Here is a 12,630-nt window from a genome sequence, read left to right as displayed (position 1 = left end):
TGTTCAGTACCGCGACGCATTCCACAAGCTAGCGCGTTTGGGCATGCGCGGCGTGAATCTGCTTGACGATGCCATCTAGCTCCTCCCTGCTTGCCATCCTGAACGGGTGCGTGGAGCAATAGTCGAGCAAGAAATAGCCCGCGTGCTGGATGGCGATGTGCCGCTGCCACAATTCGCGGGCGGTGGCGGGGTTATCGGCGGCGAGGGATTGCATGGCGCGGCGCTCGGATAACAACTCGTATTGCAGGTCGCGGCGGCTGGCGAGGACCTCTTCGGGAGTATTGATAAACAGCAGCCCGAGCAGGGTGGACATGGATTCCATGGCGCGGGTTTGCAAGCGGTGCTGGTTGCGGACGGGCGCGGAACGCTGCCAGAACCACAGCACGATGGTGGCCACGATGATGGAGATGAGGACCTCGCTGATGCGCGCCTGGATGGTGGGCCAGAGGGGGCGCTGCGCGGAATTGCCCATCAGCAGCGCGAGCGGGGTGGAGAAGATGACGCAGATGGCGTAGTTTTTGGCCACGAAAATTTCCGCGCAGAATTGGCAGGCGGCGAGGGCTACCAGCAAGCTCCACCCGGACACGCCGAAGTAGTGGAAGATAGAAAACAGCATGACGCCGACGATGGAACCGAGCATGCGGTGGATACCGCGGACAGTGCCGGCGACGTGGTCTGGTCCCCACTGCAGCATGAGAAAGGCGGAGACCACGCCCCAGTCTGGGCGGTCAAAACCTAAAGACAGGCTGACCACCGTGGTAATAGCGGCAGACAACACAATCTTCTGCGTGGTCACCATGGCATGCGAATCCCGCACCGCGGCGCGGTAGATGCGGTAGCGCCCGGTGGGGCGGGTGTGCGGGATAGCGGTGCGGTGCGGGTCCACATCGGTGGCGTAATCAGTCAGCAGATCGGAAGAAGAACCCAAGTCCAGCGCGCGGTTATGCGCGACGATGCGCCCTTGGGCCTGCAAGGTGCGATCCACCAGGCCCGCGGCTGCCGAGTTGATGATGCGGCCGCCGCGGATAATGCCGGCATCGGCAAGCGCTTGCCAGGCCGTTGAGAGCGCCGTTTGGGCCTGGTGGTGGCGGGCGAGGGAATCATCCTCGCCGGAAACAAACGCAGCGGTGGCCTTTTCCAAGGCGGCGACGGCGCGGCGCTCGGGGCCGTGCACATCAATGAGCGCGGGCGCCATGCCCAGAATCAGGCTGGCCAGCACGCCGGTCAGGGACCAGAAGAACAGCTGGCTAACACTGGTATCCGTCCGTGCCAGCATCACCGAGCCGCCGCCGACCAAGACGAGGAAGAAGGCGCCTGGCGGCGGTAGGCGCAGCGCGTTCTGGGCAAAGCCGCACAGCGCGGCGAGCAGGAGGGAATAGAACCCGGCGAGCAGCAGCCACCAGTGCCCGTGCCCGGGGACGAAAATGAGGTGGCCGACCAGCACGCCCACGGTCGCCACGGTGGTCAGGGCTAAGCCAGCGGTGAGGATGACGCGGGGCCGGGTGCGAAAGGGGTGGCCTTCGCCGAAAATAACGGCGAAGGCGCCGGTGGCCAGCAGCAGGATGGCGTAGTCGTGGCCGGTGAGCAGGGCGAAGGTGCCGGGAATCAGCAGTGCCAGGGCCGCGCGCAGGGCACCGGGCCAGCGCACGGAGGCGGTATTAAAGGCGGTCAGCAACTGGGTGGTGCTGGGGCGTTGCGGGATAGGGTGGTCGGTGCTCACGAGCCTGTGGGACTCCTTTCGCTAAAAACGTCTACCGCAACCACCTTACGCCGTGGGAATTTATTGCCCTGCGGCGGCGATGAGCCGGCGGGTGTAGTCGCTCTCGGGCTTCGACCACACGCGCTCGGTGGGCCCGTGTTCGACCAGTTCGCCGCGGTTGAGCACGGCGACCCTATCGCAGAGCCCGCGCACCACGGAGAGATCGTGGGTGACAAATAGCAGGGTCAGCCCGCGATCCTCAATGAGGCGGGCGAGCAATTCCAGCACCTGGGCTTGCACGGACATATCGAGGGCGGAGACGGCTTCATCGGCAAGTAGAATATCCGGTTCGCCGCACAGCGCGCGGGCGATGGAGATGCGTTGGCGTTGCCCGCCGGAAAACTCGTGGGGATAGCGGTCGAGCGCTTTGCCGGAAATTCCCACTTCTTCCAGTGCGGCGGCGGCGCGCTCGCGCTGCTCGGCCTTGGATAGGCGCCCGGGCATGGCCTCGGCGATGGATTTCCAGATCTTCAGCCGCGGGTTCAGTGAACCTTGCGGGTCTTGGAAAACCATCTGCACGCGCCCGTCCACGGTGCTGGTTCCAGAGGTCGGGGCATCCAGTCCAGCCACGATCTTCAGCAGGCTGGTCTTGCCGGAACCGGAGCCGCCGACGATGCCGAGCCGCTCGCCGCGGCGCACGCGGAGATCGATTCCCGCCAGCGCGGCCTGGGAGCCATGCTGCTTGCCGATGCCCTCCAATACCACCACATCCTTCCCCTCGCCCGCCGGGGTGAGGGCGAAGTCTGGCGGCTGTGAGGCCGAGACCAGCTCTTGGGTATAAGCGTGGCGGGGCTTAGTAAGCACGCGCTCGGTGCGGCCTTCTTCCACGATGTAGCCATCGCGCATGACCAGCACCCGCGGGCACATGCGCTGGATGACATTGAGGTCGTGGGTGATAAAAAGCAGTGCGGTGCCGCGTTGTTCGGTAACGCGCTCGATGACGCGGAGGACACCGTCCTGCGTGGTGGCATCGAGGGCGGTGGTGGGCTCGTCGCAGATGAGCACGTCGGGGCTGCCTGCCATGGCCATGGCTAAGAGGACGCGCTGGCGCTGCCCGCCGGAGAGCTGGTGGGGAAAGCGTGAGGCGAGGTCGGCGTCGAGGTCGACTTCCTCTAGGGCCGCGGCGGTATCGTGTGCGCCGGCGTGGGTGAGCTGGGCACTAATGCGCATTAGGGGATCCAGCGCGCTCATGGGCTCTTGAAAGACCATGGCCATGGTCTTGCCGCGCAGCGGGCGGATGGCGGAATCTCGCGCGCCGATGATCTGGTGATCGGCCACGGTGACCTCGCCGGTGGCGGAAATGCCCGTGGGCAGCAGGCCCATGATGGACAGCGCGGTCAGTGATTTACCAGAGCCGGATTCGCCGATGATGCCGAGCTTTTCGCCCGCCTCGAGCTCGAAGTTAAGAGGCCCGACGAGGGAGGATTCGGAGGCGCTGAGGCTGAGATCGCGCACGCTTAAAAGGCTCATCGCGTGGCTCCTTTCATGCGGGGGTCGAGGGCGTCACGGAGGGCATCGCCAAGCAGGTTAAAGCCCAAGACCGTGGCGGCGATGGCAAGGCCTGGCCAGAGGGCCTGGAGGGGATCGGTGCTCAGCAGCGATTGGGAGTCCTGCAGCATGCGGCCCCACGAGGCGGCCGGGGGAGGCGTCCCCAAACCGAGGTAGGACAGGCCCGCCTCTGCGAGGATGGCGAGGGCAAAATACACCGAGGCCTGGACGATGATAAGGCCCGCGATATTCGGGAGGACATGGCGCACCGCCACCTTCCATCCCGGCACGGCGGAGATGTGGGCGGAGGCGATATAGTCCTGCGTGACCACCTGCAGCGTGCCTGAACGCGCCACGCGGGCAAAGGACGGGATGCCGGAAATACCGATGGCAATCATGGCCGTAAGCGTCGATGGGCCCCAGACCGCGCCGGCGATAATGGCTAGCAAAAGCGCCGGGAAGGCGAGTACCACGTCGGCGCCGCGCATGACCAGCGCTTCTACCCAGGTATCGCGGCGCATGCCCGCGAGAATCCCCAGCGGGATGCCGATAAGACCTGCGATGCCGACGGCGATAAGACCCACGAAGACGGTGATTTTCGCGCCCGCCATGATGCGCGAGGCGGTATCGCGCCCGAAGCGGTCCGTTCCCAGGATGTGATCCGCGGTGGGGCCGGATAGCCGGCTACCCGGCTGGGCGAGGGTGGGATCGTACGGCGTCCACACCAGCGATACGAGGGCGATTACGACGACCGCGCCGACGAGCACGGCGCCTAGCCAACCAGAAAAACGCATTTTCATCGCGCGTCACCTGCCTTGATTCGGGGGTCGATGAGGCGGTAGGCGACATCGGTAAGCATGTTTACTGCCAGCGCGAAGGTGACCAGCAGCATGACGAGGGTCTGCACCGTGGTCAGATCGCGCACGGAGACCGCATCGAGCAGCATGGAACCCACGCCGGGGATGACGAAGACGGATTCAATGACCACGGCGCCTACCACCATCGAGGTCAATTGCAGGCCAGTGACCGTAAGCACCGGCAGGGCGGCATTGCGCAGCCCGTGGCGGTGCAGGGCTTCCCGCGGGGAATCGCCCAGGGAGCGCGCGGTGCGGATATAGTCCTGGTCCATAACGTCGAGCACCGAGGAGCGCATATAGCGCGTGAGCATGGCACCCTGGACTAGGGCCAAGGCGATGACCGGCAGAATCAGGTGGCGCAGGAAATCGCCCACGCCGCGATTCGGCGGAACCCAACCATTGGCCGGCAGCCAGCCCAGGTGGACTGCAAAGATGGCCACCAAGATGATGCCGACCAAGAAGCTCGGCACGGCGATGCCCAACTGCGTACCCGCAGAGACCAGGCCGGCAACCCGCGAATTGCGGTTATGCGCCAGCCACATGCCGATGGGAATCGCGCAGGCCAGCGCCAAGGCCATGGCCAGGCCGATGAGGATGAGCGTGACCTGCAGGCGGTCCACAACCAGCGGGGTGATGTCCTGCTGCGAGGACAGCGATTTGCCAAAATCGCCGGTAGCAAGGCCCTTCATCCACTCGCCGTATTGCGCGATGAGCGGCCGGTCGAGGCCGAGATCTGCGCTGAGCTCGGCGATGGCGTCCTCAGTGGCATTAACGCCCAACGCGACGCGCGCCGGGTTGCCGGGCACGGCGCGCATCAGCGCGAAGATGATGAGGGAGGCGATAAAAAGCGTGAGAACGAAGCGTAGCAGCGGCCGGATTATGGCCTGTGCCCGAGAGGTACTCATTGGTCCTCCTTGTCGTCGGTGAGATCGCGCAACACGATGGCGTCGGTGACCTGATCGGTGTGCAAGCCGCTAATGCCGTGGCGCGTTAGAACGACATTCGGCATATTCATCACGGTCAGCGCGCCGGCATCGGCCATGATTTGGTCCACGACCTGCGTCATGCGGCGGGGATAGTCTTCAGGTTTCGCGGTATCGGCCTTTTCGAGCAGCTCGCGCGTGCGGGCGGAATCATAATTCAGGTAATAATCCGGGTTGCCAAAAAGCGCCGGAACATCGCGGGCCTCCACGTGGGAGATAAGCGACATCTGGTAGTCCTTAGCGCCGTGGACCTGGCCCAGCCACACGGCAGGGAACTCGGCGGTTTCGAGGGTGACGTCGAATCCGACATCGGAAAGCTGCGAGTACAGCAGCTCGGAGATGGCCTGGGCATAGTAGAGCGTAGGCACGGTGATGGTGAGCGGGGTGCCTTGGGCGCCGGCATCGGCAAGCAGCGAGCGGGCCTTATCCGGGTTGAAGTCGTAGTAATTCTTGCCTTCGAACCACGGATCGGTAGGTGGGATGGGCGCGCCGCCGGTATCGGTGGCCATGCCGGACCAGACGATGTCATTGGCCGCCTTGCGGTCGACGGCGTAGGCCACGGCCTGCCGCACCCGCGGATCGTCGAAGGGGGCGCGGTCATTATTCATCGATAGCAGGACCTCACCATTGGTGGTGCCTACGTTGGTATCGATGGAATCATCCAGGGAATCGAGGATTTCCGGGTTACCCACGCCCCAGACGACGTCCACGCCGCCCGAGCGCAGCGCGGTGACCGAGGAAATGGCATCGGGGAAGTAGCGCACCGTGACATCGTGTTCAGACGGTGTACCCCAGTAATCATCGCGCTTGTGCAAGGAGACGAATTCCGAGGGCGAGAATCCCGCCACCTCGTAGGGGCCGGTGCCGATAGGCTTCGCTGCGAGGTCATCCATGCCCTTAGGCGACATCATCGCGCCGATGGTGGTGCCCATGGACCACAGCCAGCCGTTGGAGGGCTTAGCCAGGCGCACCTTCAGGGTGTGGTCATCTACTGCGGTGGCGCTTTCGACCGGGTCCATGGCGGAGGAAATGCCGTTGGCCCAGTCATTTTTGACGTAATTAATGGAAAAGGCGGCGGTCTGCGCGGTGAAGGGATCGCCGTTGGAAAAAGTCACGTCATCGCGTAGGTGGAAGGTGTAGGTCTTCGCATCCTCGCTGATGTCCCAGTCCTTGGCCAAGCCTGGGGTGATGGATCCGTCTTCATCGATGCGCACCAAGGTCTCATAGACGTTATCCATCAGCACCGAGGGCGCGGCGGCCCCACTCGTGGTGGTGAAGTCGAGCGAGGTGGCTCCCGAGCTAGACGCCACCGTCAGGGCGGCTTCGTTCCCGGAGGTATCTACCACCGCTGTATGGCCCGCTGAACAAGCTGTTATCGTGCCCAGCGCTGTCATCATCGCGAGACAGCCCAGCGCTGAGCGCGCACGCAAAATTTTCATAGATGAAGAATAACTTGTGTGTTACTCAACACATAAATGCCCTAAAACCATTCGGGGGGAGGCATATATTGCCATTAATTAGGGCAATCCCAGCGGGTTGTTGTGCGGCGGATTCGGTGGCGCTGCGCGGCCAGCATTGAGGCCGAGGGGCGGCCCAACGCGGCGCTGTGTAGCGCAGCGAGGCGGGGGCTTAGCGCGGGGTGCCCGCCACGTTGGCTGGATCGAGCTGCCAGCCCTCGGCAAGCACGTGCATGTTCTTAATAACATTCTCGTGTGAGCTGGACTGCAGGGAAATCATGAGCTCATCGGCCTTGGCGTGCTCTTGGAACTTCTCCAAATATTCGGTGACTTCCTTGGTGGTACCCACCGCGGAGTAGCGCAGCATGTCCAGGATTTGCTGGCCTTGGTAAGACTCGATGATTTGCTCTACCTGCTGGTCGGTCAGGTACTTGCCGCGGCCGGCGAAGGACTTCACGCGGTTGAAGCACACGCGCTCGTACTCGGCCTCCGCTTCTTGCATAGTATCGGCGGCTGTGACGTTTACCCCGGCGATGACGTAGGGCTTGCTAAACCGCTCGGAAGGCTGGAAGTTCTCCCGGTAGTAGGTGGTTGCTTCCTCGAGGTGCTGCGGGGCGAAGTGGGAGGCAAAGGCATAGGGGAGTCCGAGCTTTGCCGCGAGCGAAGCGCCGAACATGGACGAGCCCAGAATATAGATAGGAACGTTCGTATTAGCGCCGGGGACCGCGCTGACCCCAGGAATATAGGCCTTGCCCTCTAGGTAGGCATTAAGCTCCTTGACGTCTTCGGGGAAACGCTCGGCGGATTGACCATCGCGGCGCAGCGCACGGCCCAAGGTATTCATGTCCGTGCCGGGGGCGCGGCCGACGCCCAAGTCGATGCGCTCCGGGTACATCTCCTCCAAGGTACCGAATTGCTCGGCGATGACGTACGGCGAGTGGTTGGGCAGCATCACGCCGCCAGAGCCCAACCGGATGCGCTCCGTCTTAGCGCCGATGTGCGCGATGAGGACGGCGGGCGCAGAAGACATAATGGACTTCATATTGTGGTGCTCGGTGTACCACATGCGGGAATACCCCAGTTTTTCGGCTTCTTGGGCCAATTCCACCGACCGGTTAATAGATTGGGCAGGGGTTTCACCGTCATAGATGGTGCAAAAGTCCAATACGGAAAGTGGCGCGTGATCAGTCATGGGAAAATAATCCTTTTTCTCGCGGGGATAGTACCTATAGTGCAACGGTACGCGGGGCGGGGCTATTCCGTCCTTTTTCGCGCGACCATGCGCATCCCGGCGACCCAAGCTGAGTTGCACCGCAGACAGAAACCCCGCCGCGGAACCCGAGGAATGCGGGCCCACGGCGGGGTGTGGAAGGAGAGGGGGAGCTTAGCTCTTTGGCGATGCCGCTGCATCGAGCGGGGAATCGACGACGGCGTCGCCGTCGGCATCGGCAGCCGCGGTCACGGAGTTGGAGTGCTTCTCGCCGGCCTTGGTGGAGATATCCACAATCAGGCCAATAACTGCCGCGATGACGGTAGGCACAATCCAACCCAGATCCACCGCTTGGCCCGGCGACAGCGACAAGACGGGATCCAGGGCGGCAGTGCCCCAACCCTGCGCGGAAATGACGGTCAGGGCGGACCAGATGACCGATACCCACAGGGCCAGGCGGTAGGTCCAGTAGAACACGACGGACTTCTTTACCGCCGGCTGGATAAGCGTGAGCAGGATAAGGGAGATGGCCGGTGGGTACAGGAAGGTAATAAACGGCACCGCAATGGACAACACGGTGTCGAGGCCCTGGAAGGCGAAGAGGATGGACATCGCGGTGAAGATGCAGGCCCACAAGTGGTAGGTCGTCTTCGGTACCAGCATCTCGAAGAACGCGGAGGTCGCGGTGATAAGGCCCACCGCGGTGGTCAGGCAGGCGAGGACGACGATGGCGGAGAAGAGGGCCTGGCCGAAGGTGCCCATGGTGAGATTGGCGGCCTCGGCAAGCAGCGGCGCACCGGATTCATAGGACTGGCCATCGGGCAAGGTCTGGCCCACCCAGGCCAACCCCAAATAGATGGCGGCAAGCAGGACACCGGCGACCAACGCTGCGGTGATGGTGCCCTTCACCAGGGACTTTTGGGTCTTAAAGCCCTTAGAGCGCAGGGAACCCACGATGACGATGGAAAAGGCCAAGCCAGCGATGGCGTCCATGGTGTTATAGCCTTCGAAAAGGCCGGTGACCATAGGGGAAGAGACGTAATCTTCAGTGGGCATCTGGGGATCGCGTGGGTGATTCAGCGCCGCCAAGGTAATGAGGACGACCAGCAGCGCAACCAGGGCCGGGGTGAGGAATTTGCCCAGCGTATCGATGATGGAATTGGGTTTCCACGCTAGGCTGAGCGCGATGAGGAAGAATACGGTATTGAATGCACCGCTGGCCATGGTGCCTTCCCAGCCCAACAGGGGAGTAATCGCCGTTTCCATGGAGACCGCGCCGGTGCGCGGGAGCGCGTAGAAAGCGCCGATGGACAGGTAGGCCATGGCGGAAAAGACGACGCCGAAGATAGCGCCGCCATTCGCGCCCAGGTCGCGCACAGAGCGGCCGGAAATCGCGACCGCGATGATGGCTAGGACGGGCAAGAGTACGCCGGCGGCGAGGAAGCCCAGCACGGCGGGCCAGAAGTTGGTGCCGGCGGACACGCCCACCATAGGCGGGAAAATGAGGTTGCCGGCGCCGAAGAACATCGAAAAGAGCATGAGCGAGGCAATGACAACGGTGGCCTTGCTCTTGGGGGTGCCTGAGGCGGTGGTGGTAGCCATCCTGGCTCCTTAACATTGCGTACTAAAACCATCGGCCGCGCCGAGAGCTGTGGTGGCGGGGCGCGAACGAGAATGCGAATTCTGTAGCCCTATAGGGACTATTCGTGTAATGAGATATTACTGCCCACCTGTTGAGAAATCAAAGCATGGTGAAAATACAATAAATGCCCCATCGCGGGTGCGATGGGGCGAGGAGAAAGGGGGCGGGGAGCTAGTCGAGCTCGGCGAAGGCCTTTTCCATGCGGTCGAGTGCCTCGCCGAGGAGCTCGCGGGAAGTGGCGAAGTTCAACCGCGCGTGGCCGGGGCCGCCGGTGCCGAAGGTGTCGCCCTCGTTGAGAGCCACGCGGGCGTTTTCGCGCAGCCACTTGGCGGGCTGGGGATTGCCGGCGATGGCGGTATCGGAAAAGTCCAGCCACAACAGGTAGGTGGCCTGCGGCTGTGAGGTCTTTAGCCCAGGGATGCGCTGCGGGAGTTCCTCTACCAGCCAGTCGCGGGTCTCGCGCAGGTACTCAATTTCCTCGTCCAAGAAACTTCCGCCGTGGCGGTAGGCGGCCTCGGCGGCCAGCACGCCCAAGGTGCCGGTACCGTCTTTGGCCACGCCGGTAAGCCCGTTCCACTTCTGGGCATCGGCGGCATTGGAAAAGATGATCTGCGCGCACTTGAGGCCTGCGGTATTAAAGGCCTTGGAGGTGGCGGTGACGGTAATTGTGCGCTGCGCTGCTTCCTCGCTTAGCGATGCCACCGGGATATGCTTTCCTTCATAAACCAGCGGGGCATGGATTTCATCGGCCAAGATGCGGGCATCGTATTTCTCCGCCAACTCCACCAGCCCGCGGAGGTAGTCCTCCGACAAGACGTGGCCGTGCGGGTTATAGGGGTTGGCTAAGAGAATGGAACCGGCGCCGTCCTTGAAGGCTTGCTCGATTTCCTCTAGCTCGAGGCTGGTTTCGATCTTTTCGCGCCCCGCCGTGCGGGGGAGCTCTAGCAGCGGTGGGTAGGAGGGCACGGGCACGATGACGGGGGAATCATCGCGGGTAAAGTACTGCACGCCGAGCAAGAGGCCGCGGACGACATCGCCTATCCAGAAGATGTGATCGGCATTGGGGCGCCAGTCGTAGCGCTCCGCATAGAAATCGGCGACTGCCTCTCGCAGCCCCGAGGCCTTGGGGGAGGGGGTATAGCCGAAGGTTTCATTATCCACCATCTCCTGCAGCGCCTTTTTGACGGTGGGAGCGGTGGGAAAATCGGACTCCGCGATCCACAGCGGGAGGACGTCCTCATCAAAGACGGTCCACTTGCGGGTTCCGCGGGCTTGCAACTCTTCTAGGCTAGGAAACTGCATGCACACAAGCTTAACGCTTTAAGCGCAGCAGTCCCAGTGGATTTATTCACTTTCTTCGCCGTGCTCGTTGCGGGAATTGGCCCCGGTAACAAAGCCGTACTTTTTCAGCCGGCGGCGGTCCGCGGCGGAGCTGGATTGGGTGAGCTTGAGCAGCTCGGCATAAATACCACCGGATTGCGCGAGCTCGGCAGGCGAGCCCATTTCATCAATCCGCCCTGCCTCTAGCGTGACGATGGTATCCACATCCGCGATGGTGGATAGGCGGTGCGCGATAATCAGCGTGGTCCGGTCCTTCATCAGCTCGTCTAGGCCGGTCTGGACGGCGCGCTCGGCCTTGGTATCCAGCGCGGAGGTGGCCTCATCGAGCACGAGGATAGGGGCATCTTTTAACATGGCGCGCGCGACGGAAACGCGCTGCTTCTGCCCGCCGGAAAGCTTCAGCCCGCGCTCGCCGATGACCGTGTCATAACCATCCGGGAAGGCCTCAATGAAGTCATGGGCATTGGCGCGCTTGGCCACATCCACGATTTCTTCCTCCGCGGCCCCGGGCTTGCCATAGGCAATATTGTCGCGGATGGTGCCCGAAAAGAGGTAGGACTCTTGGAAGACCACGCCGACGGACGCGCGCAGGCGCGACGCGGTGAGGTCATCGACGCGGTGGCCCAATACATCGAGGTGACCAGCCGAGGGGTGGTACAGGCCCAGCAGCAGGTTGACCAGGGTGGATTTACCGCCGCCCGATTCACCCACGAGCGCGACCTTCTGGCCCTCGTGTGCGCTAAAGGAGATGTTTGTAACGACGGGCTTTCCTTCCTCATAGGCAAACGAGACATCATCAAAGGCAAAGACCGGCGCGCCGGGAGTGGGCTCCAATGGAGTAATAGGGGTGAGGTTCAGATCGGGGGTGCCGGAGTCCGTGATGGCGGCGACCAGCTCGCGCGAGGCGGTGGGCTCTAGATCTTCTTCCATGACCCTGAAGTAGTCGCGCGAGCCGGCGATAGCGCGCTGGGCCGTATCGATCATCCAGCTCATCATGAATACGGGCTGCTTAGCCATGGTGACCATCTGCAAGAGCATGACCATATCGCCGATGGAGAAGTGGCCTTCAAGGGTGCGCCAGAAGATGACCGCATAGATGCCTAAAAAGATCACGGCCATGGCGATGCCGCGGAAGGTATCCATCATGTGCCACCAGCGGGACTGCGGCCGCGTGGTATCGACCACGGTGCCATAGCGCTGGGCAAAGTGGTTCAGCTCGCGGGATTCGGCGACGAAGGATTTGGTGACCTTGACCTGGCCTATGACCTCGGCGAAGCGGCCATTTGCTTGGTCGATGTTTTCGTTTTTAATGGCCTCAAATTTTTGCCAGCGCTTCGAGGTCAGCGCGGTCAGCCACATATAAATGGGGAAAAGCAGCGCCAATAAGATGGTCAGCGGCCAGTAGTACCAGGCGGTAATGGCCAATACCGCGATGGTCTGGATGATCATCGTGAAGAAGTTATTGGCAAAGGACTGGATAAACTGCGTGATATTCGCAATGGAGCGATCCAGCCGGGCAATGATGGTGCCGGTGACCTGATTATCGTAATAGCCCTGCGGCAGCGCCAAGAGCTTGGCAAAGTAGCGGTTGGATAAAATCTGGCGCAAGCGCGAGACCATGACATCGCCGATGTAGCTGCCGACATTGCGGAATAGGGCATTGGCGGCATCAGCCAGGAAGAGGGCGAGGGCGAGCAAAAGGACGGAACGAAGGGCATCGCCAAGCGGCTCGCTTGTTTGGAGGGCCTCAACGATGATGTCGGTGGCTTCCCTGGTGAGGAAGGGTGAAATCAACGCAAGGACGGCGGTGACTGTCGCTGCGAGCAACACGCCGAGATAATAGGGCCACAGAGCAGATGCGCTGCGGGTAATGCGTACGAGGGATTTCATGGA

At 62.3% G+C, this 12,630-nt stretch carries 9 protein-coding genes; all 9 read right to left on the bottom strand.

Going from position 1 to position 12,630, the window contains the following annotated elements; all coding sequences use genetic code 11:
• Positions 1 to 28 precede the first annotated feature (28 nt).
• A complete protein-coding gene (locus QP970_RS02875; RefSeq protein ID WP_284869575.1) occupies positions 29 to 1,720 on the bottom strand; it encodes an FUSC family protein in 1,692 nt (563 codons plus the stop codon).
• A 60-nt stretch (positions 1,721 to 1,780) separates the two neighbouring features.
• Positions 1,781 to 3,229, bottom strand: a complete 1,449-nt coding sequence (locus QP970_RS02870) for an ATP-binding cassette domain-containing protein (protein ID WP_284869574.1) — start codon at positions 3,227 to 3,229, stop codon at positions 1,781 to 1,783.
• A complete protein-coding gene (locus tag QP970_RS02865; protein ID WP_284869572.1) occupies positions 3,226 to 4,047 on the bottom strand; it encodes an ABC transporter permease in 822 nt (273 codons plus the stop codon). Before QP970_RS02865 ends, QP970_RS02870 begins: the two co-directional genes overlap by 4 nt.
• The gene (locus tag QP970_RS02860; protein ID WP_284869571.1) at positions 4,044 to 5,009 is read right to left on the bottom strand and encodes an ABC transporter permease; all 966 of its coding nucleotides are present in this window, start codon (positions 5,007 to 5,009) and stop codon (positions 4,044 to 4,046) included. Before QP970_RS02860 ends, QP970_RS02865 begins: the two co-directional genes overlap by 4 nt.
• Positions 5,006 to 6,526 (bottom strand): ABC transporter substrate-binding protein, encoded by a 1,521-nt coding sequence (locus QP970_RS02855; protein ID WP_284869570.1) that lies wholly within the window; start codon positions 6,524 to 6,526, stop codon positions 5,006 to 5,008. The genes QP970_RS02860 and QP970_RS02855 overlap by 4 nt, the downstream gene beginning before the upstream one ends.
• Positions 6,527 to 6,716: 190 nt before the next feature.
• Positions 6,717 to 7,736 (bottom strand): LLM class flavin-dependent oxidoreductase, encoded by a 1,020-nt coding sequence (locus QP970_RS02850; RefSeq protein ID WP_005278049.1) that lies wholly within the window; start codon positions 7,734 to 7,736, stop codon positions 6,717 to 6,719.
• Positions 7,737 to 7,928: 192 nt separating this feature from the next.
• On the bottom strand, positions 7,929 to 9,356 hold the full coding sequence (gene brnQ / locus QP970_RS02845) for a branched-chain amino acid transport system II carrier protein (protein WP_284869569.1): 1,428 nt from the start codon (positions 9,354 to 9,356) through the stop codon (positions 7,929 to 7,931).
• A 211-nt stretch (positions 9,357 to 9,567) separates the two neighbouring features.
• On the bottom strand, positions 9,568 to 10,698 hold the full coding sequence (locus QP970_RS02840; RefSeq protein WP_284869568.1) for a MalY/PatB family protein: 1,131 nt from the start codon (positions 10,696 to 10,698) through the stop codon (positions 9,568 to 9,570).
• A 42-nt stretch (positions 10,699 to 10,740) separates the two neighbouring features.
• Positions 10,741 to 12,627, bottom strand: a complete 1,887-nt coding sequence (locus QP970_RS02835) for an ABC transporter ATP-binding protein (RefSeq protein ID WP_284869566.1) — start codon at positions 12,625 to 12,627, stop codon at positions 10,741 to 10,743.
• Positions 12,628 to 12,630: the final 3 nt, after the last annotated feature.

Source organism: Corynebacterium sp. MSK073 (assembly GCF_030232085.1).
In the GTDB taxonomy this organism is placed as follows: domain Bacteria; phylum Actinomycetota; class Actinomycetes; order Mycobacteriales; family Mycobacteriaceae; genus Corynebacterium.
This window is presented reverse-complemented; position numbering and strand designations above follow the sequence as displayed.